Below are 22,788 nucleotides of genomic sequence, written 5' to 3' on the forward strand. Positions count from 1 at the left end.
AGATATTTTCGATGAGGTGTCAGGTGCCATCAGTTAGCGATAGTACGCCTGATGAATATTTAATCATGCTAGAATAGCAGATAAGCAAGTTGAGGAACTAATGGTTTACTCTTATACCGAGAAAAAACGAATTCGTAAGAATTTTGGTAAGCGTCCACAAGTCTTGGATATACCGTATCTTCTTTCTATTCAACTTGATTCGTTCCAGAAATTTATTGAGCAAGATCCAGAGGGTCAATATGGCTTAGAAGCTGCGTTCCGTTCAATATTTCCGATAAAAAGTTATAGTGGTAACGCTGAGTTGCAATACGTGAGCTTTAAGATGGGCGAACCTGTGTTTGATGTTAAAGAATGTCAAATTAGAGGGATCACTTACTCAGCACCGTTGCGCGTAAAATTACGTTTAGTTATTTATGATAAAGATGCGCCAGAAGGAACAGTTAAAGATATTAAAGAGCAAGATGTCTACATGGGTGAAATCCCTTTAATGACGGACAATGGTACATTTGTGATTAACGGTACAGAGCGTGTAATCGTATCACAATTACATCGTAGTCCTGGTGTGTTCTTTGATAGTGATAAAGGTAAAACACACTCTTCTGGTAAAGTTTTATATAATGCTCGAATTATTCCTTATCGTGGCTCTTGGCTTGATTTTGAATTTGATCCAAAAGATAATCTTTTTGCTCGTATTGACCGTCGTCGTAAACTTCCAGCAACAATTATTTTGCGTGCGTTAGGTTATGAAACAGAAGAAATTTTAGATATCTTCTTTGAAAAAACTATTTTTGAAGTTAGCAAATCTAAGTTAAAGATGGATCTTGTTCCAGAGCGTTTACGTGGCGATACAGCGCTATTTGATATTGAATCAAAAGGTAAAATTTATGCTGAAAAAGGCCGACGTATTACAGCTCGTCACATTCGTGAATTAGAAAAAGACAAAGTTAGCAAAATTGATGTACCAGTTGAATATATCGTTAATAAAGTTCTTGCTAAAAATTATGTTGACGAAGCTACGGGAGAGGTTATTGCTTTTGCTAATACACCAATCTCATTAGAGCTATTACTTCAATTAACCAATGCTGGATATAAAAAAATAGAAACCTTATTCACCAATGATTTAGATCATGGTGCATTTATTTCTGAAACATTAAATGTGGATTCAACTCGTGATCGACTAGGTGCGTTAGTTGAAATTTATCGCATGATGCGTCCGGGTGAACCGCCAACAAAAGAAGCTGCTGAAGGGCTATTTGATAATTTATTCTTCTCTGACGAACGTTATGATTTATCCGCTGTTGGGCGTATGAAGTTCAACCGTTCTTTAGGGCGTGATGATATTGAAGGCGAAAGCGTTTTAACGAAAGATGATATCGTTGACGTAATGAAGAAATTAATCGCTATTCGTAACGGTCACGGTGAAGTTGATGATATCGACCATTTAGGTAATCGTCGTATTCGTAGTGTTGGCGAAATGGCAGAAAACCAATTCCGTATTGGTTTAGTTCGTGTTGAGCGAGCAGTGAAAGAGCGCTTATCTTTAGGTGATCTTGATTCACTAATGCCACAAGATATGATTAATGCTAAACCAATTTCAGCAGCGATTCGTGAATTTTTTGGTTCAAGTCAGCTATCTCAATTTATGGATCAAAACAATCCATTATCTGAAATTACGCATAAACGTCGTATTTCAGCATTAGGTCCAGGTGGTTTAACACGTGAACGAGCAGGGTTCGAAGTACGTGACGTACATCCAACGCATTATGGTCGTGTATGTCCAATCGAAACGCCTGAAGGTCCAAATATCGGTTTAATTAACTCATTAGCGGTTTATGCTCGTACCAATGAGTATGGATTTTTAGAAACACCATACCGTCGAGTGATTGAAGGTGTCGTAACTGACGAAATTAATTATTTATCAGCGATTGATGAAAGTGAATTTGTAATCGCTCAGGCAAACTCAAACCTTGATGAAGATGGCCGTTTTAAAGAAGATTTAGTAACTTGTCGTTTAAATGGTGAATCAGGCTTGTATAGTCCAGAACAAGTTCATTATATGGACGTATCAACCCAGCAAATCGTATCAGTTGGTGCATCATTAATTCCATTCCTTGAACATGATGATGCGAACCGTGCCTTAATGGGTGCGAACATGCAACGTCAGGCAGTACCAACGTTAAAAGCGGAAAAACCGTTTGTTGGAACGGGAATGGAACGTGCAGTGGCTGTTGACTCAGGGGTAACGGCTGTTGCTCGCCGTGGTGGTACAGTTCAATATGTTGATGCTTCACGTATTGTGGTTAATGTTAACGCTGATGAAATATATGCGGGTGAAACCGGTATTGATATTTATAACTTAACTAAATATACCCGTTCTAACCAAAACACTTGTATCAATCAAATTCCATGTGTGGAACTAGGCGAAAAAGTTGAACGTGGTGATGTGCTTGCCGATGGTCCATCAACTGACTTAGGTGAATTGGCATTAGGTCAAAACATGCGAGTGGCTTTCATGCCATGGAATGGTTACAACTTTGAGGATTCTATTTTAGTTTCTGAAAAAGTGGTACAAGATGACCGTTTTACATCAATTCATATTCAAGAATTATCTTGTATTTCTCGTGATACGAAGTTAGGCGCAGAAGAGATTACTGCGGATATTCCAAATGTTGGTGAAGCAGCATTATCTAAACTTGATGAATCAGGTATTGTTTATATCGGTGCTGAAGTTCAAGGTGGCGATATTCTGGTCGGTAAAGTAACTCCTAAAGGTGAAACACAATTAACGCCAGAAGAAAAATTGCTTCGTGCAATTTTTGGTGAAAAAGCATCTGATGTTAAAGATACTTCATTGCGCGTACCGAATGGTGTTTCAGGTACAGTTATTGATGTTCAAGTGTTTACTCGTGACGGTGTACAAAAAGATAAACGTGCGCTTGAAATCGAAGAGATGCAACTTAAACAGGCAAGAAAAGATTTAACTGAAGAACTTAAAATCTTAGAAGCTGCATTGTTTGCTCGTATTCGTGATGTACTAATTTCGGGTGGAATTAAAGCTGATAAATTAGATGCTTTACCACGTGAAAAATGGTTAACAATCGGTATTGCAAATGAAGATAAACAAGCTCAATTAGAACAGCTTGCTGAACAGCACGAAGAAATCAAAGCTGAATTTAATAAAAAACTTGAAGCTAAACGCATGAAGATCACACAAGGTGATGATTTACAACCGGGTGTGCTCAAAATTGTTAAAGTTTACTTAGCGGTTAAACGTCAAATTCAGCCAGGTGATAAGATGGCTGGTCGTCATGGTAACAAAGGGGTTATCTCTAAAATTAACCCAATTGAAGATATGCCATATGATGACAAAGGTCGTCCTGTTGATATCGTATTAAATCCACTAGGTGTTCCGTCTCGTATGAATATTGGACAGATCCTAGAAACTCACTTGGGTATGGCAGCTAAAGGTATTGGTCAGAAGATTGATGCGATGTTAAAAGAACAGCAAGAGTTAGCTAAATTACGTGAGTTTATTCAAAAAGCGTATGATCTTGGCTTAGGGGCTGCACAAAAAGTTAATGTAGCAGAATTTACTGATCAAGAAGTCATGAATTTAGCGCAAAACTTGCGTAATGGTATGCCTCTAGCAACACCAGTGTTTGATGGTGCCAAAGAGCAAGAAATTAAAGCCTTACTAGAGCTGGGTGATTTGCCAACTTCTGGTCAAATTACGTTGTATGATGGTCGTACAGGTGAACAATTTGAACGTCCAGTTACTGTAGGTTATATGTACATGCTTAAATTGAATCACTTAGTTGATGACAAAATGCATGCCCGCTCTACTGGTTCATACAGTCTGGTTACTCAACAACCATTGGGTGGTAAAGCTCAATTTGGTGGTCAACGTTTTGGTGAGATGGAAGTATGGGCACTTGAAGCATATGGTGCAGCTTATACCTTACAAGAAATGTTAACCGTTAAATCAGATGACGTAAACGGCCGTACTAAGATGTATAAAAATATTGTAGATGGTGATCATCGTATGGAGCCTGCGATCCCAGAATCATTTAATGTACTATTAAAAGAGATCCGTTCGCTAGGTATTAATATCGAGTTAGATGAAGAATAATTTTTGCTAACTTAAATGATTTCTATTTATAGGGATAACTTATTAGCAATAATAAGTTATCTAATTGGTTTAACTCCATAGGAGTCAATTGTGAAAGACTTACTAAAGTTTCTAAAAGCACAAACAAAAACAGAAGATTTTGATGCTATCAAGATAGGCCTTGCTTCTCCTGATATGATTCGTTCATGGTCTTTTGGTGAAGTTAAAAAACCTGAAACAATTAATTATCGTACGTTCAAACCTGAGCGCGATGGATTGTTTTGTGCGCGTATTTTTGGACCAGTAAAAGATTATGAGTGTTTATGTGGAAAATATAAACGTTTAAAACACCGTGGTGTAATTTGTGAAAAATGTGGAGTTGAAGTAACTCAAGCTAAAGTACGTCGTGAACGTATGGGGCACATTGAACTAGCATCACCAACTGCCCATATCTGGTTTTTAAAATCATTACCATCTCGTATCGGTTTATTACTTGATATGCCTCTTCGCGATATTGAGCGAGTGCTTTATTTTGAATCATTTATGGTTCTTGATGGTGGTATGACGAACCTTGAACGTGGTCAGATTTTAACTGAAGAACAATATTTAGATGCGTTAGAAGAGTTTGGTGACGAATTTGATGCTCGCATGGGGGCAGAAGCTATCCAAGAGTTATTACGTAATATTGATGTGCAAGCAGAATGTGAAGCACTACGTGATGAACTCGCTACCACTAATTCTGAAACTAAGCGTAAAAAGCTGACAAAACGTATTAAGATTATTGAAGCATTTATTCAATCAGAAAATAAACCTGAATGGATGATTCTGAACGTATTACCTGTATTGCCACCAGATTTACGCCCATTGGTTCCACTTGATGGCGGACGTTTTGCAACATCAGATCTAAATGATCTTTATCGTCGAGTTATTAATCGTAATAACCGTTTAAAACGTTTATTGGACTTGGCTGCACCGGATATCATTGTACGTAATGAAAAACGTATGTTACAAGAATCTGTCGATGCGTTATTAGATAATGGTCGTCGTGGTCGTGCAATTACTGGTTCAAACAAACGCCCATTGAAGTCACTTGCTGATATGATTAAAGGTAAGCAAGGTCGTTTCCGTCAAAACTTATTAGGTAAACGTGTTGACTATTCTGGTCGTTCTGTAATTACTGTAGGTCCATACTTACATTTGCATCAGTGTGGTTTACCGAAGAAGATGGCTCTTGAATTATTCAAACCATTTATTTACGGTAAATTAGAGCGTCGCGGTTATGCAACAACCATTAAAGCAGCGAAGAAAATGGTTGAGCGTGAAGATGCAATTGTATGGGATATCTTAGATGAAGTTATCCGTGAACATCCAGTATTACTAAACCGTGCACCAACATTGCATAGATTAGGTATTCAAGCATTTGAGCCGATTCTAATTGAAGGTAAAGCCATTCAATTACACCCATTAGTTTGTGCTGCGTTTAATGCTGACTTCGATGGTGACCAGATGGCGGTTCACGTTCCATTAACGTTAGAAGCACAATTAGAAGCTCGTGCGTTAATGATGTCAACCAACAATATTCTTTCGCCGGCAAGTGGTGAGCCTATCATCGTTCCTTCACAGGACGTGGTTTTAGGTCTTTACTATATGACTCGTGATAAAGTCAATGCCAAAGGTGAAGGCATGATATTAACCGGTCCTAAAGAAGCTGAAAAGCTATATCGTTTAGGTCTAGTTGAATTGCATGCCAAGGTTAAAGTCCGTATTACTGAAAGCCAACGTAACAGTGTAGGAGAGTGGGAAGATACTACCTCGGTTGTTGATACAACGGTTGGTCGTGCAATTTTATGGTTAATTATGCCAAAAGGGATGAGCTTCTCTGTTATCAATCAACCTTTGGGTAAAAAAGCCATCTCTAAAATTTTAAATATCTGTTATCGCCAATTAGGCATGAAAGATACGGTTATTTTAGCTGACCAAATCATGTACACTGGATTTGCTTATGCGGCGCGTTCAGGTGTATCAGTTGGTATTGATGATATGGAAATTCCAGCGAAGAAATCACAAATCATCAACGAAGCTGAAATCGAAGTTGCTGAAATTCAAGAGCAATTCCAATCTGGTTTAGTAACTGCAGGTGAACGTTATAACAAAGTTATCGATATTTGGGCTGCCGCTAATGAACGCGTTGCTAAAGCGATGATGGATAACTTATCAACTGAAAAAGTAATTAACCGTGAAGGCGAAGAAGAAGTTCAATCTTCTTTCAATAGCATTTACATGATGGCCGACTCTGGTGCGCGTGGTTCTGCAGCACAGATTCGTCAGCTTGCTGGTATGCGTGGCTTGATGGCAAAACCAGATGGTTCGATTATCGAAACGCCTATCACTGCGAACTTCCGTGAAGGATTAAACGTACTTCAATACTTTATCTCTACGCATGGTGCGCGTAAAGGTCTTGCGGATACTGCTTTAAAAACAGCGAACTCAGGTTATTTAACTCGACGTTTAGTTGATGTGGCACAAGATTTAGTGGTGATTGAAGATGACTGTGGCACCTTAGAGGGTGTGGTGATGACACCTGTTATTGAAGGCGGTGATGTTAAAGAGCCACTTCGTGAACGAGTGTTAGGTCGAGTCGCGGCTGAAGATGTATTAAAACCTGGTAGTGCAGATATCTTAATCCCACGTAACACATTGCTTGATGAAAGTAAATGTGACTTACTTGAAGCAGAATCTGTTGATAGCGTTAAAGTGCGTTCAGTGGTTTCGTGTGATACTGATTTTGGTGTGTGTGCAAAATGTTATGGTCGTGACTTAGCACGCGGTCACTTGGTCAATAAAGGTGAAGCGATCGGTGTTATTGCGGCGCAATCAATCGGTGAGCCAGGTACACAGTTAACCATGCGTACGTTCCACATTGGTGGTGCGGCATCGCGAGCGGCTGCTGAATCAAGTGTTCAAGTTAAAAACAAAGGTAGCATTAAATTAACTAATGCTAAATTTGTAACTAACCCAGACAAGAAACTGGTAATTACCTCACGTAATGCTGAATTAACCATTATTGATGACTTAGGTCGAATGAAAGAAACCTACAAAGTGCCTTATGGTTCGATTTTAAGTAAAGGTAATGGTGTTGCGGTTGATGCGGGTGAAACAGTGGCTAACTGGGATCCACATACTATGCCAGTTATCTCTGAAACTAAAGGTTTTGTTCGTTTTGTGGATATGGTTGATGGTCAAACTATTACTCGTCAAACTGATGAATTAACTGGTTTATCATCTATTGCAATATTAGATGTAGCAGAACGTACAGGTGTAGGTAAAGATTTACGTCCAGCCATCAAAATTGTTGATGCTAAAGGTGATGATATCTATCTTGCTGGTACAGAAATGCTTGCGCAATACTTTTTACCTGGTAAAGCATTAGTACAGTTAGAAGATGGTGCTGAAATCAATATTGGTGATACACTTGCTCGTATTCCACAAGCATCTGTTGGTACCAAAGATATCACCGGTGGTTTACCTCGTGTTGCTGATTTATTTGAAGCACGTAAGCCAAAAGAACCGGCTATCTTGGCTGAAATTGACGGTATCATTTCATTCGGTAAAGAGACAAAAGGTAAACGTCGCTTAATTATCACGCCATTAGATGGTAGTGAACCATATGAAGAGATGATTCCAAAATGGCGTCAACTTAACGTGTTTGAAGGCGAACAAGTTGGCCGTGGTGATGTGATTTCTGATGGTCCTGAATCTGCGCATGATATTTTACGTCTACGTGGCGTTAATGCGGTAACTCGATATATTGTTAACGAAGTTCAAGAAGTTTATCGTCTACAAGGTGTAAAAATTAACGATAAACACATTGAAGTTATCGTACGCCAAATGTTACGTAAAGCAACGGTTATTCATCCGGGTGGCTCACGCCTACTTGAAGGTGAACAACTTGAAGTTTCACGTTTGAAGATTATCAACCGTGAACTTGAAGCGCAAGGTAAAGAACCAATTGTTTATTTACACGATTTACTTGGTATTACTAAAGCATCACTAACGACTGAGTCGTTTATTTCTGCGGCTTCGTTCCAAGAAACAACTCGCGTCTTAACCGAAGCAGCTGTGGCTGGTAAAAATGACGAATTACGTGGTTTAAAAGAAAACGTAATTGTAGGTCGATTAATTCCAGCTGGTACGGGTTATGCTTACCATAAAGAACGCTTACGTAAACGCGCAATGCCATCAACTGATGAGGTTCAAACAACAATTTCAGCGGAAGAAGCAACTGCTAATTTAGCTGAATTACTAAACTCTGCTGAAGAGAATCAATAGTCTCATTAGGTTTAATTTACAAAATAGCACGCATGGCGTGCTATTTTTTTGCTATGCTTAAAACTATAAAAGGAGATTGGTATGTATATTGTAATGAACCGTTTTAAAATTAAACGGGGTCGCGAAGATACATTTATTGAAATATGGCGAAATCGTGATAGCCATCTGAAAGAAATGAAAGGGTTTAACCGTTTTTACTTTTTACAAGGAAAAACAGAAGAAAATTATACACTATTTTCTTCATTTACTGAGTGGCAATCTAAGGCTGATTTTGAAGCTTGGGTTAATTCTGAACACTTTAAGCATACCCACCGTAATACGAATAACCGACCAAATAGCAGTGATATTTACTTAGAACCGGCACAATTAGAGTGTTTCGAAGTCATACTTGAATAAATGCGATATTAAGTATGATGAAAAAGCAATAAAGCTAAATATTCATCACTCAATAATTCATAAGTATTGTGAGCAATAATAAAACGATTTGAACGTAAAGAGCATAATAACAAAAATACAAGATATCTGGAATTTGGCTGAGTTAAAAAAATAATTACCGCATAATGGATTGATTTTATTTAAAATATAAGCATAAGAATTAAATAATATTAATAACCTATCAGAGTGTTTTTTGCAGAAAATAAACAGTTCTTTTTTAACATCCTCAGTTTACCGTTATCATCATTCTCGATATAAACGCAACTATCGTTCATCTCTATGAGTAAAATAAAAGTTAAAGAAATAGGCATTATGCTCTTTGAATAATGGCATCATCTGTAGGAATTACTCGCACTATTTACAGTAATTTGAGGAGTAACGCTAATGAATATACATAAAATACATAACTAACATCTTATCACTAGCAAGAGAGGGCTATGACATCATAAAGAAAATAACCGTCATCAATTTAGTTAAATACTATAACAAAACCTATCGGGGAAAAATGTTATAGGTAGAGACGAAAAATTCACCGTTACTTACAAATGAAAGAAGATAGCATACTATAGAATGTTTATTCGTCGGTATTGATGATTTTTTACGACAGCTGCGAGTATTTATCCAAATAAATCACAATTTAGCTCGGTACAGTTTCTACAAAACGCAGCATTATCCCAATGTCTTTACGCCATTGAATGTGCCTATTGAGATAACGGATACGAATATTAAGGTATAGACAAACATCTATTTGTTAAAGCAGTACAATAAAAATATTATAAATTAATTTTTTAAAAAAATACTTCAAAAAAATGGTAAAACAGAAAAAGTGATGCGCACTTTAATGGATATGCGGCATAATCAGCAAATATTCAAAGATTAAAAATAAATAAAACAAAAGTTTTGGTGATTTATTAACGTTTATTATATGGTTAAACTGCATAAAACGCTTTTGTATAAAGCACCTTATGAATTTTTAGAAGTTTATTTTAATTATCAAGTGTCAACAAATTGGCGTTTACCTACACATCATCTAATTAAAAAATTTATAGCAATAATTTTTATTTAATATATTTATCAGGATCGAATATTATGATCTAACTCACAAAATTGAATATGGATTATAACTAATACCCCCTTGTATTGATAACCACGCTCTCAATTTGTTAATGCGTTTAACTCATTTTATAACAAATTTCCTCTTGCTGATGGAAAAATTCTCTATCCACATTACCTCTTGTTTGATTTACGCTTAAAACATCTAATTCAAAACAATAAGAGATGAGTATTTGCTATGACTCAAATAAAATTTCGAATGATTGAAGATAATCTTGAACCAGAGTTAGTCACAAAACAAACCATTAACCTTATCAATAGCTGGTTAGCACAGCATCAAATTACTCAAAATGATGTTCAAAAAGCGATGCTGTTTTCACATGTAAAAGCAATGGTTGAGCGGGCAAAAACGTTAGAAAAATTACCTGAAGTTGACCCTGCATTATTTGATGAGCTTTCAGAAGAATCTTTAGCGCTCGCACGCAAAACAGTGAATTTATTTGATAATTTACCGATAGAGGAATCGTATTTATTGGCAATTCATTATGAAGTTGCTAAAGCAAATTAAAAGTTTATTAGACAAGTAAAAAACAATAATTAACAGGAGAAATATTATGGCTGACGTAGTCATTGTTATTGGCGATAGAATGGGAAAAGGGCAAAAAATTGCAGAAGGCATTAATTCTGTAGAGGGGTGTCGTGCAATTGTCATTTCTGGTATGGCAGCAGATATGAAGCTAGGCGATGTAATGAATAGCGAAAATGCCGATTTAGGGCTTTCTTTTTGCGGTAGTGGTGGAGCTGGTGCTATTACGGCACAAAATAAATATGGTTATTCACAACGGCATGGTATGCGATCAATTGAAGAGGGCGAAACAGCCATCAATGATGGGTGTAAAGTTCTCGGTTTTGGCTTTATGGACACAGAAGAGCTAGGGCAACGTGTTGCAAAAGCATTTCTGAAAAAATATCCACGCTCATAAGCGGAAAATCAGCATGAAAAAAAAAGAGCAGATACTTGTAAGAGTTAAAGGTCATGGTGATGCTAAGCAGCAAGCATTTGCTATTGCGTTAAGTCAGGTTCAGAAAGAGGTATTTAAAAATACCAATAATATTATGTTGCGAATTGATCCGATTGATATTCAAGTTGTATCAGCAATAGAAAAGACAACCATAGAACGTTTTTTGTTTGTTTTTTTGCCAAGAAAAAAGACTTTTTATGAAATCACACTTGATGTGTCTGTTAATGTAACTTTTGTTGATTTAAGTGATATTAAATTTCTCACTGAATAACATAATGTGAAAGGGAAGTTATGGAAATCTTAATTATTGCATTTAAGTCTATTATCATCGGTGGACTTTGTGGTTTTGGGGTTGGTGCAGGGGCTGCTCGAATGTTTCATGCGCCAACGTATCAAGGTATGGGAGCGTTTCGTACATTAGGTGAGCTTAACGCGTGTGAAGGTGATCCTGCGGCGCACTTTTCATTTGGTTTAGGGTTCTTTTTTAATGCATGGGCTTCATCAGTTGCTGCCGGCTCTTTCACCCAAGATGTCGATCATCGAATTATTCCAAACTGGGGGGCTGCTTTATTGATGATAAAAAATCGTCATCTTGCTGAAACTTTGCATGATCCTAAAAAAATGGCATTTGCTTGCGCATTTATCGGCGTGATTGTTGTATTGTTTTTAAATACAACTACGTCAGTGATCCCCGATTCGCTAAAAATTACTGCAACTAAAGTACTTGTTCCAGCGGCAAATTTACTGGTTGCAACTGTGATGCCTGTTATTTTTTGGTTAGCTGCATTAGATGCAGGGCGTCGTAGTGGCTTTTGGGGCACGTTATTTGGTGGGCTTGCGCAGTTGATTATGGGCAATGCGGTGCCTGGATTAGTATTAGGTATATTGATTGGAAAAGGCGTAGATGATAGTGGCTGGAATCGTGTGATGAAAATCATGTTAGCGGCTGTCATTATTCTCTTTGTAATAAGTGGATATTTCCGTGGTTTTGATATGAAGATGATTAACTCATTTAGGAATGGTCTATCTTATTGGTGTAAATAAATAGGGAACACATTATGAATACACAAGCAATAATCAATAAAAGTTTTTGGTATGGCGATTGGTCATTCCCTATTATTTGTGGACTGCTATCTGCCGGTATTTTTGCAGGAACGCATACTTTTTATGTGTATGGTATTGGCGCATTTAACGAAATCGCATTCGTTGCCATGCTTAAATCAGGTATGACGACTGGTGATTATGGTGCTGTTGCGGCCTTTGGTGCTAGCTTTTTATTTGCCCGCGTTATTGAAGGTTCATTAGTTGGTATATTGGATATTGGTGGTGCACTACAAACCGGTATTGGACTAGGTGTACCTGCGTTATTACTTGCCGGTGGCTATACATTACCTGTTGAAAACTTTTTTGTTGCATTAATTACTGGTTTAGTATTGGGAATACTAATTGGTTTAATGATTATTTTGATCCGTAAATTTACAGTTAATAGCGGTACAGGTTCAACTTTTGGTGCAGACGTTATGATGGGCGCAGGCAATGCTTCAGGAAGATTCCTTGGTCCAATGATTATTTTATCTGCTATGGTTGCTTCAATTCCTATTGGTATCGGTTCGTTATTGGGAGCATTACTTTTTTATGTATGGAAAAAGCCAATCACAGGTGGGGCTATTTTAGGCGCTATGATTTTTGGTGGTTTGTTCCCAATTCTATAATATTAATTACCCTATATAATTTAATAAATTACATAGGGAGTGGAATAACTTATGTATGATTTAATTATAAAAAATGCCAAACTCATTGATGAATCAGTCACCGATATTGCTATTGAGCAAGGCAAGCTTATTGCGATTGCCAATACTATTACGGGGCAATCTCGACGTGTTTTGGATCTAAAAACTAAACATTATGTTAGTTCAGGATGGATTGATTCTCATACGCATTGTTTTGCTCATTCGCCCATTTATCATGATGAACCAGATTTGATTGGGGTTAAAGCTGGTGTTACCGCTGTTGTGGATGCCGGTAGCGTTGGGGCTATTGATGCTGATGAGTTTTATCAATTAGCTCAGCAAGCTAATACGCATGTTTATTCTTTTTTAAATATTTCTAAAATCGGGCTATTAAGACAAAACGAGCTTGCTGACATACAAAATATTGATATGCCTTTATTTGATGCAACACTAGCTAAGTATCCCGATTTTATTATTGGCATCAAAGTGCGAATGAGTCGTAGTGTGGTGGGTGACAATGGCATCGAACCATTAGTGAAAGCCAAAGAAATACAAAAAAATAGTGGGTTACCTTTGATGATTCATGTTGGTAATAATCCCCCAGAGCTTGATGAAATTGCCAATTTGTTAACTAAAGGTGACATTATTACACATTGTTTTAATGGTAAACCTAATCAGATCTTGGATAAAGAGAATAATCTGCGAGAATCAATCAAACGAGCAATCGAGCGAGGGGTAATTTTGGATATTGGTCATGGCGGTGAAAGTTTCAGTTTTGCCGTGGCAGAACGCGCTAAATGTTTAGGTGTTTATCCTAACACGATCAGTTCTGATATCTATTCTAAAAATCGACTACAAGGTCCCGTTTTTAGTTTGGCCAATGTGATGACAAAGTTTATCTGCCTTGGTTATAGTCGAAAAAGAATTATTGATAGTGTAACACAAAATGCGGCACAGATTTTGCATCTTAAAAATAAAGGCGTTTTATCGGTTGGTTATGATGCGGATTTGACTATTTTTGATATCAAACAGCAGGCTGTTTCGTTATTAGATTCAGAAGGTGGAATTAGGAAAAGTGATGAGCAGTTTATCCCTTTGGCATCGATTGTGGCTGATGCTGCAAAACATTCAATAAGCATTGAAATAACAGAAGAAGGTAGTAAAAATGAGCTCAGAATCTCAAACTGAAAAAGATGTTTACAGTAAATATAACTTAAAAAGGGTAATTAATGCGTCAGGGCGAATGACAATTTTAGGTGTCTCAACGCCAAGACCAGAAGTGATTGACACAGTATTACATGGACTAAATGAATATTTTGAAATTAAAGATCTGGTGGATAAAACGGGACAATATATTGCTAAATTACTCAAAGTCGAAAATGCAGTAGTAGTATCGTGCGCTTCTGCTGGCATTGTACAAGCGGTTGCAGGTTTAATTATCAAAGATGATCGTGAACTGTTATTTAATTTACATTCATCAGACAAATATGTTCCTCGTGAAATTATTGTTCCTAAAGGTCATAACGTTAATTTTGGTGCACCAATTGGTACAATGATTGCTTTAGGTGGTGGGACTATGGTTGAAGCTGGATATGCCAATGAGTGTAAACCTGAGCATATTGAATCACTAATTAATTCAGATACTGCCGCAATTTTATATGTTAAGTCACATCATTGTGTACAAAAAAGTATGTTATCAGTCGCACAAACGGCTGTAATTGCTAAAAAATATAATATTCCATTGATTGTTGATGCAGCAGCGGAAGAAGATTTACAAATTTATTATCAACAAGGTGCTGATTTAGTTATTTATAGTGGAGCTAAAGCCATTGAAGGACCAACTAGTGGTTTAGTCATTGGTCGTCATCAAGCGGTGGAGTGGTTAAAACTACAGTCACAAGGTATTGGCCGCCCTATGAAAGTAGGTAAAGAAGGCATTTTAGGATTAACTCAAGCTATTGAGCTTTATGTTCGCAGCCCCAAACCGGAAACAGGACAACAGATGGTGACTAAAATGACACCATTTATTGAAAGTCTAAATACACTTGATGGCATATCGGCCAAAGTCGTTTGGGATGGAGCAGGACGTGATATTGCGCGCGCAGAAATAGTGTTTGATGCAAGCGTGATAGGTAAAACCGCCATTGAAATGATTGACCTGATGAAACAAGGCGAAATTGCAGTGTACTTTAGAGAATATAAAGCCAATGAAGGCAAAGTCGATGCCGATGTGCGTAGTGTGACATCAGCACAACTTGATATTATTTACAATAAAATTAAAAATATTATTCAAGGAGCAAAATAATGCAACTGAGTCCAAATTATTATAATGAGCGTGTTTGTTTAAATGTACTAGCGAATTCAATAGACAATGCAAAAGCAATTTATGAAGCTGCGCAAACCCATGTGGTTGTGGGTATTTTATCTAAAAACTATTCTGATAATAAAGCAGCGATTGCTGATATGAAAAAATATGCAGCAGCTATTGATAATGCTATCTCTGTGGGACTTGGTGCGGGTGATCCTAATCAATCAACAATGGTTTCAGAGATATCAGCCGTGCTTCAGCCACAACATGTTAATCAAGTGTTTACTGGAGTTGCGGCAAGTCGCGCATTATTAGGTCAAAAAGAAACTATCATTAATGGATTAGTTTCGCCAACGGGGGAAGTAGGTTTAGTGAATATTGCAACTGGTTCTATAAGTTCAAAGTTGCCAGCAGCTATCGTTCCTGTTGAAACCGCAATTGCTTTATTGAAAGATATGGGAGGAAGTTCAATAAAATATTTCCCTATGAGCGGTTTAAAGCATAAAGATGAATTTGAGTATGTGGCTAAATGTTGTGCTGAGCATGATTTCTATCTTGAACCAACAGGCGGTATTGACTTAGACAATTATGAGGCAATCTTAAAAATTGCTTTAGATGCAGGTGTGAAGAGAATTATTCCACATATCTATAGTTCTATCATTGATAAAGCAACAGGTGCAACACGTATCAGTGATGTCAAACAACTGTTAGCTATTACACAAAAACTAGTGGATAAATAATGGCATCTAAAGTGCTTTTTTATTATCGGCGATTAGCGTATTTATTTGATACCATAAAAAACGAAACACTACCTCAACGAGAGCTAGCCAATCGTTTTTCGGTTTCTACTCGCACAATTCGTACCGATATTTCAGCACTTAACGATATTTTAGGTGATTATGGTGCCCAAGTTGATTATACCAAAAATGTTGGTTACCAACTTGTGGTAACTGATCCTATTCGTTATGCCACATTACCTATCACTCAAGTGATTGAACAAGTTCCACGAACTAGTAAAGAAAGAGTTTTGGCTTTATTGATTGCTTTTTTAACTCAATCTAATTCTGTAAAGTTAGATGATATAGCCGGCGAATGGTTTTTAAGCCGTAGTACATTGCAAAATGATATTATTGAAGTTAAACAATATTTAGATAAATATAATTTATTTCTCGAAAATAGACCTTATTATGGCATGCGGCTAATTGGCGAAGAGTCGTCTATACGTGCATGTTTAACCGATATTTTATGGCAACGCTATATGGCTGAAGATCTCATTACAGTTAATAGATTGCGCAAAACGATTTTAAATAATATTGATTTAGAGTATCTTGAAAAAATTCTTCGAAATCAACTTGAACGTTTTGAATTAAAATTGAGTGCAGAAGGGCGAGGGTATTTACTTTATAGTTGTGCTGTTTCAATTACACGAATTACCCAAGGGCATGAGTTACTTGAGTATCAAGTTGATAAAATTAATACCACTGTTATCAGCGCAGTGAGTGAAATATCTGAAGATATTTCCTATTTTTTAGGTGGCGTGCTTTCTGATGCGGAATTTAATTATTTATGTGCTCAGATTTATTCTCGCACTATTATGGATTCGCCAAATCAGTCAAAAAGCTTGGCATTGATTAATCATATATTATCTTATATTAATAATACTTATCATTATAATTTATGGGAAGATAAAAAGTTACGTCAAGATATATTAATTCATATTTCATCAATGTTGTCGCGAATTAAATATCAAATCCGCACAACGAATCCTTTATTACGGGAGATAAAACAATATTATCCTTTTGCTTATGATATTACGTTATCTGCGCTTACTAACACTGAACAATATACTGAATCCAAAATGACGGAAGACGAAATTAGTTATTTAGCTGTACATATTGGTGTAGCCTTAGAGCGTAATTATAGTGCAGGACATGAAAGATATGCACAAATTTTACTTGTAAGTGAACTTGGTAATGCAGCTTTGCGTATGATTGAATCAAAAATTAAACGGGATTTTCCACATATTAAAATAAATCGAATCCTTTCTTATAGAGAATACGAGCAACTGGCAAATATTAAAGAAGATTTTGTTGTTTCAACCATTCGTTTAACAGAAAAAAATAAGCAAATAGTTAAAATTTCACCATTTCCGACGCCTTATCAGCTTGAACAATTGGGGCGGTTGGCAATGATTGATAGAACAATGCCTTATATTATTGAGCATTTTTTTAATGAAAAGTTTTTTTTCATTATTGAACAATCAATGACACAAAAAGACCTTTTAAAAAATGTTTGTAAAAAACTTAAGCAAGCGGGGTATGTAGATGTAGATTTCTATCCGTCAGTCATTGAACGAGAGTCAATAGTGTCCACACTATTAGGTGAAAATATTGCTATTCCCCACTCTGTCGGGTTGCTGGCTAAAAAAACCATAGTAACGACTATATTAGCTCCACAAGGTATCGTATGGGATAAGAATAAAATTGCTCATGTTATTTTTTTATTGGCAATCAGTAAAGATGAATATGAAAATGCAATGCGCATTTATAATTTATTTGTAAACTTTGTCAAAGAAAGATCAACTAAGCGTTTATTAGATAGCAAAACGTTTGATGATTTTTGTGCAATCGTTAAAGATAGCTTTGGTCGACTGCCATAATTGGTAGATAAGCATATTTATTGTTTTTAGACGTAAATCTTATTTTTACCGAAACTTTTTTACAAAAGTAAAAAAATATTCAGAATGAATATTAAGGTAATAATCAATGAGTAAAACGAATTATCTTGTTTGTGCCCATTGACGAAATCATGATTTAAAGGTAATATGCGCGCCTTACGGCATTGTGTAGTTTTTAGCTACACTACATAAATTTTTAAGGTAGCATGCATATTTTATGCAAAATAAATTGCCATTAACAATTGATCCAATTAAAGCGGCACAAAAAAGGCTTGATTATATTGGATATTATCCAGCTAAAAGTGTAACAAGGGTTGAAAGTCCGCAAAGTGATCTAGAGTGCAGCTTGTCTTTTGAATTTGATGAGCAACGGCTTTGTATTATTACAATTGATGCAAAAATGACGTTAGAACAAGTTTGTCAACGTTGTTTTAAACCTTTTATCACTGAAGTTCATGTGATGAATAAATTTAGTCCTGTTAAGAGCGATGCTCAAGCAGAGGCGCTACCGGAACATTATGAACCCGTTTTAATCAACGAGTTTGGCGAAGTAGATATATTAGCGTTACTTGAGGACGAAATTATTCTTTCGTTGCCAATTGCGCCGGTACATGATAGTAAACACTGCGAAGTGTCAGAGGCTGATATGGTATTTGGTGACATTCCAAGTGAGAATGAAAAACCGAATCCATTTGCAATTTTAGTTAGTTTAAAGAATAAGGGGTAAATCCATGGCTGTTCAACAGAATCGTAAAACTCGTGCAAAACGTGGTATGCGTCGTTCTCATGATGCATTAACTGTTGCTAATATCTCAGTTGATGAATCAGGTAAAACACATTTACGTCATCATGTAACCGCAGATGGTTATTATCGTGGTCGTAAAGTGATTTCTAAATAATTATTACCTAATTAGAAATCCTCAGGTGACATTTTGGATAATCTAACCATTGCGTTAGATGCTATGAGCGGGGACTTCGGTCCTCGTGTTGTTGTTCCTGCTACAATACAAGCGCTAAATTGTTATCCAAACCTTTCTATTTTTCTGGTGGGCGATCCAGCAGAAATTAGTCTTTTTTTGTCAAAAGAAAATGTAAAACTTGTCTCTCAATATCAGCAAAAGGGGCGGTTAATTTTGACCGAATCGACTACCGTTATAGCTAATGATATGAAGCCTGCTTATGCGATTCGCCATAGTCAAGGGTCATCAATGAGAATAGCGCTTGAACTGGTTAAAGATAACAAGGCTCAAGCCTGTGTAAGTGCTGGCAATACTGGCGCATTGATGGGGTTGTCTAAACTTTTATTGCACTCTTTAACCGGCATTGATCGCCCTGCCTTAGTTGCCACTATTCCTGCATTAAATAATCAAAGTACGGTGGTGCTGGATTTAGGTGCTAATGCTGAATGTGATAGTGATATGCTAGTACAATTTGCCATAATGGGTGAAATATTAGCTAAAACAGTACTAAAAATTGAAACGCCTCGGGTTGCCTTACTTAATATAGGTGAAGAAGACATCAAAGGATTGGATAAAATACGTGCAGCTGCTTCTATTTTAAAATCAAATGATCAGATTAATTATATCGGCTATTTAGAAGGTAATGAGCTTCTAACCGGAAAAACAGATGTATTAGTATGTGATGGCTTTGTTGGCAATGTGACGTTAAAAACAGTCGAAGGCTTAGTTAAAATTTTCATGTCTTCATTTAAGTTGTCCCTTGGTAATAATTCATTATTAATGAAACTATTAAGTAAATGGTTACAGAGAAAGTTCTCAAAAAATTTTGGTTATTTGGAACCTGGACGATATAATGGTGCTTGTTTGCTTGGACTTCGAAGTATTGTGATCAAAAGTCATGGTAGTGCCAATCAAAAATCATTTTTTGCAGCAATTGAACAAGCTATTTTGGCTATACAAACAAATATACCTGAGAAGATAGCAATGAGCCTTTCTTCCGCACTACCCAAGAGCGAATAATTAGATGTATACAAAGATATTAGGAACTGGAAGTTATCTTCCAAAACAGATAAGAACTAATGCAGATCTTGAAAAAATGGTCGATACTAGTGATGAATGGATCACAACACGTACTGGTATCAAAGAAAGACGGATTGCAGAGCTAAATGAAACTGTAACGAGTATGGCTTATGAAGCTGCTATAAATGCAATTGAAATGGCCAATATCGCTAAAGAAGAAATTGGTATGATTATTGTTGCAACGGCAACTTCGGCCAATGCATTTCCAAGTTCAGCAACAGAATTACAAGCGAAATTAGGTATTAGTGATGTTGTTGCATTCGATGTATCTGCCGCTTGCTCTGGATTTGTTTATGCGCTTGATATTGCCGATAAATATATTAAAAGTGGTACAATTAAGAATGCCTTAGTTGTTGGTTCAGACATGTTAACTCGTGGTGTTGATCCAAATGACCGAGGGACTATTATCATTTTTGGTGATGGTGCAGGAGCGGTTGTTGTTGGTGCATCAGAAGAGCCGGGTATTATTGCTTCACATCTTCATGCTGATGGTCGTTATGGTGACTTATTAAAATATCCATATGTTGATCGCCGTGATATAAATGATCCAGTTTACATGACCATGCATGGCAATGAAGTGTTTAAAGTGGCGGTTAAAGAGCTTTCAAATTTGGTTGATGAACTTTTAACTGAGAATGCGTTTAACAAAGCTGATTTAGATTGGTTAGTACCACATCAAGCTAATTTAAGAATTATTTCAGCAACTGCAAAACGCCTAGATATGGATATGAGTAAGGTCATTGTCACATTGGATAAGCAGGGTAACACCTCTGCCGCTTCTGTGCCTTGTGCTTTAGATGCTGGCGTGCGAGATGGTCGAATTCAACGGGGTCACCTAATTTTATTAGAAGCCTTTGGCGGTGGATTTGTTTGGGGTTCTGCGCTAGTTAGATTTTAGTTTACAATGTATTTTTAATGATCAAGGATTTAAATAATGACCAAATTTGCAATGGTATTTCCAGGACAAGGCTCACAAGCTGTCGGCATGTTAAAAGATTTTGCTGATGATTTCTCGATTGTGAAATCCACATTTGATGAAGCTTCTGAAATGCTTGCTTATGATTTGTGGGATTTAGTACAAAAAGGTCCAACAGAAGAGTTAAATAAAACTTGGCAAACGCAACCAGCGCTACTTGCTTCATCTGTTGCAATATTTAGAGTGTGGCAAAGTGTTAATGGTGCTCAACCTGATTTTATGGCAGGTCATAGTTTGGGTGAATATTCGGCATTAGTTTGCGCTGGTGTGATTGATTTCAAAGATGCAATTAAATTGGTTGAATTACGTGGAAAGCTGATGCAAGAAGCAGTACCAAGTGGTACGGGGGCAATGTATGCCATTATTGGATTGGATAACGCATCCATTAGCAAAGCATGTGAACAAGCAGCACAAGATCAAATAGTTGCTCCTGTAAATTTTAATTCTCCGGGGCAAGTTGTTATTGCAGGTAATAAAGAAGCCGTTGAACGTGCTGGCGCATTATGTAAAGAAGCTGGTGCAAAACGTGCATTACCACTTGCTGTCAGTGTGCCATCACACTGCGCATTGATGAAACCAGCTGCTGATAAATTAGCAACGACGTTAAACGAGATATCATTTAGCACGCCAAAGTTTGCGGTTATTAATAATGTCGATGTTAAAGTTGAAACATCAGCAGAAAAAATCAAAACGGCATTGATTTCTCAGCTTTATAGCCCTGTACGTTGGACAGAAACTGTTGAATATATAGCAAAACAAGATGTAACACTTTTAGTTGAAATGGGGCCAGGTAAGGTGTTAACAGGCTTAACTAAACGTATTGTAGATACACTTTCTGGTTTGGCAGTTAATGATAAAGCATCATTAGAAATGGCATTAGAAAACACAAAGTAAAGGATAAAAGAGGTAGTTATGAATCTATCAGGAAAAATTGCTTTAGTTACCGGTGCAAGTCGAGGAATTGGTAAAGCAATAGCAGAAAAATTAGTTTCATGTGGTGCAACGGTTATAGGTACAGCCACAACTGAAAAAGGTGCTGAAGCGATTGGCCAATACTTAGGAAAAAATGGAAAAGGCTTTACTTTAAATGTAACAGATGAAACATCAATTGAATCTGTGATTAGTGCAATAAAAGCTGAATTTGGTGATATTGACATTCTAGTCAATAACGCAGGTATTACGCGTGATAATTTATTAATGCGAATGAAAGAAGATGAATGGCAAGATATTTTAGATACTAATTTAACATCCGTTTTTCGTTTATCTAAAGCATTAATGCGTGCAATGATGAAAAAACGCTATGGCAGAATTGTTACTATTGGCTCAGTAGTTGGTACAATGGGGAATGCCGGCCAAGCTAACTATGCGGCTGCGAAAGCAGGATTAATTGGTTTTAGTAAATCATTAGCTCGCGAAGTGGCATCTCGTGGTATTACGGTTAATGTTGTTGCACCTGGTTTTATTGCAACTGATATGACTGATGCATTGACTGAGGAACAAAAAGCGTTAACATTAGCGCAAGTTCCTGCAGGGCGTTTAGGTGAGCCAACAGAAATCGCTAATGCGGTTGCCTTTTTGGTTTCAGATGAAGCATCTTACATTACTGGTGAAACTTTACATGTCAATGGTGGCATGTATATGGTGTAATTGGCTAGAATAGTGTAAAATGGGTCAACACTTTGATGTTTTGAATAAGAAATAAGCAATTGGGTTGAAAAATGATTGGCATCTTTTTCAACATTTTATAAACTTACATTCACCGCCACTTTCGGCGATTTTTATAGGAAAAAAAAGAGTATGAGCACTATTGAAGAGCGAGTTAAGAAAATTATTGTTGAGCAACTTGGTGTAAAAGAGGAAGAAGTTAAAAACGAATCTTCTTTCATTGAAGATCTTGGCGCTGACTCTCTTGATACGGTTGAATTAGTTATGGCTTTAGAAGAAGAATTTGATACTGAAATTCCTGATGAAGAAGCTGAAAAAATTACAACTGTTCAATCAGCAATCGATTATATTACTGCAAATCAATAAGGTTAGCAGAGTTTTCATAATAGGCGGTCAAATGATCGCCTAGTTTGTATTTGTGTTTATAATTTTTAAACTAAAGAAAA

General features: G+C 36.7%; 19 protein-coding genes. All 19 read left to right on the forward strand.

The features are described from left to right. Positions 1-100 precede the first annotated feature (100 nt). A complete protein-coding gene (gene rpoB / locus ACYIAL_RS06905) occupies positions 101-4,129 on the forward strand; it encodes a DNA-directed RNA polymerase subunit beta (RefSeq protein WP_483751305.1) in 4,029 nt (1,342 codons plus the stop codon). Between the two features lie 90 nt (positions 4,130-4,219). Continuing rightward, positions 4,220-8,437 (forward strand): DNA-directed RNA polymerase subunit beta', encoded by a 4,218-nt coding sequence (gene rpoC, locus ACYIAL_RS06910; RefSeq protein WP_174797502.1) that lies wholly within the window; start codon positions 4,220-4,222, stop codon positions 8,435-8,437. A gap of 81 nt (positions 8,438-8,518) precedes the next feature. After that, the gene (locus ACYIAL_RS06915; RefSeq protein WP_174797501.1) at positions 8,519-8,833 is read left to right on the forward strand and encodes an antibiotic biosynthesis monooxygenase family protein; all 315 of its coding nucleotides are present in this window, start codon (positions 8,519-8,521) and stop codon (positions 8,831-8,833) included. 1,330 nt (positions 8,834-10,163) lie between these two features. Next, positions 10,164-10,493, forward strand: coding sequence for a transcriptional antiterminator (locus ACYIAL_RS06920; protein WP_483747635.1), 330 nt, complete (start codon positions 10,164-10,166; stop codon positions 10,491-10,493). A 46-nt stretch (positions 10,494-10,539) separates the two neighbouring features. Next, positions 10,540-10,908 (forward strand): SFCGS family glycine-rich protein, encoded by a 369-nt coding sequence (locus tag ACYIAL_RS06925; protein WP_174797499.1) that lies wholly within the window; start codon positions 10,540-10,542, stop codon positions 10,906-10,908. A 13-nt stretch (positions 10,909-10,921) separates the two neighbouring features. Then, a complete protein-coding gene (locus ACYIAL_RS06930; protein WP_483751306.1) occupies positions 10,922-11,218 on the forward strand; it encodes a DUF4312 family protein in 297 nt (98 codons plus the stop codon). A 20-nt stretch (positions 11,219-11,238) separates the two neighbouring features. After that, entirely contained in the window at positions 11,239-11,991 is a 753-nt protein-coding gene (locus tag ACYIAL_RS06935; RefSeq protein ID WP_483747633.1) for a DUF4311 domain-containing protein, read from the forward strand. A gap of 14 nt (positions 11,992-12,005) precedes the next feature. Beyond that, entirely contained in the window at positions 12,006-12,659 is a 654-nt protein-coding gene (locus ACYIAL_RS06940) for a DUF4310 family protein (RefSeq protein WP_483747632.1), read from the forward strand. A 51-nt stretch (positions 12,660-12,710) separates the two neighbouring features. Next, positions 12,711-13,865, forward strand: a complete 1,155-nt coding sequence (locus ACYIAL_RS06945; protein WP_483747631.1) for an amidohydrolase/deacetylase family metallohydrolase — start codon at positions 12,711-12,713, stop codon at positions 13,863-13,865. Beyond that, entirely contained in the window at positions 13,843-14,982 is a 1,140-nt protein-coding gene (locus ACYIAL_RS06950; RefSeq protein ID WP_483751307.1) for a DgaE family pyridoxal phosphate-dependent ammonia lyase, read from the forward strand. Before ACYIAL_RS06945 ends, ACYIAL_RS06950 begins: the two co-directional genes overlap by 23 nt. Next, positions 14,982-15,725, forward strand: a complete 744-nt coding sequence (gene dagF, locus ACYIAL_RS06955; protein ID WP_174797493.1) for a 2-dehydro-3-deoxy-phosphogluconate aldolase — start codon at positions 14,982-14,984, stop codon at positions 15,723-15,725. The genes ACYIAL_RS06950 and dagF overlap by 1 nt, the downstream gene beginning before the upstream one ends. After that, the gene (locus ACYIAL_RS06960; protein ID WP_483747629.1) at positions 15,725-17,644 is read left to right on the forward strand and encodes a BglG family transcription antiterminator; all 1,920 of its coding nucleotides are present in this window, start codon (positions 15,725-15,727) and stop codon (positions 17,642-17,644) included. The genes dagF and ACYIAL_RS06960 overlap by 1 nt, the downstream gene beginning before the upstream one ends. 235 nt (positions 17,645-17,879) lie before the next feature. Next, entirely contained in the window at positions 17,880-18,389 is a 510-nt protein-coding gene (yceD, locus tag ACYIAL_RS06965; protein ID WP_174797492.1) for a 23S rRNA accumulation protein YceD, read from the forward strand. A gap of 4 nt (positions 18,390-18,393) precedes the next feature. Beyond that, the gene (gene rpmF / locus ACYIAL_RS06970) at positions 18,394-18,561 is read left to right on the forward strand and encodes a 50S ribosomal protein L32 (RefSeq protein WP_025316508.1); all 168 of its coding nucleotides are present in this window, start codon (positions 18,394-18,396) and stop codon (positions 18,559-18,561) included. Positions 18,562-18,594: 33 nt separating this feature from the next. Further along, complete coding sequence (gene plsX / locus ACYIAL_RS06975) at positions 18,595-19,641, forward strand: phosphate acyltransferase PlsX (RefSeq protein WP_174797491.1); 1,047 nt, start codon at positions 18,595-18,597, stop codon at positions 19,639-19,641. A gap of 4 nt (positions 19,642-19,645) precedes the next feature. Continuing rightward, a complete protein-coding gene (locus ACYIAL_RS06980) occupies positions 19,646-20,599 on the forward strand; it encodes a beta-ketoacyl-ACP synthase III (protein ID WP_483747628.1) in 954 nt (317 codons plus the stop codon). A gap of 36 nt (positions 20,600-20,635) precedes the next feature. Further along, positions 20,636-21,571 carry an ACP S-malonyltransferase gene (gene fabD / locus ACYIAL_RS06985; RefSeq protein ID WP_483747627.1) on the forward strand — a complete coding sequence of 312 codons (936 nt, stop codon included), beginning with the start codon at positions 20,636-20,638 and terminating at the stop codon, positions 21,569-21,571. Positions 21,572-21,589: 18 nt separating this feature from the next. Next, entirely contained in the window at positions 21,590-22,324 is a 735-nt protein-coding gene (fabG, locus tag ACYIAL_RS06990) for a 3-oxoacyl-ACP reductase FabG (protein WP_483747626.1), read from the forward strand. A 150-nt stretch (positions 22,325-22,474) separates the two neighbouring features. Continuing rightward, positions 22,475-22,708, forward strand: a complete 234-nt coding sequence (gene acpP, locus ACYIAL_RS06995) for an acyl carrier protein (RefSeq protein ID WP_034910452.1) — start codon at positions 22,475-22,477, stop codon at positions 22,706-22,708. Positions 22,709-22,788: the final 80 nt, after the last annotated feature.

The organism is Gilliamella sp. X-57, assembly GCF_057063565.1.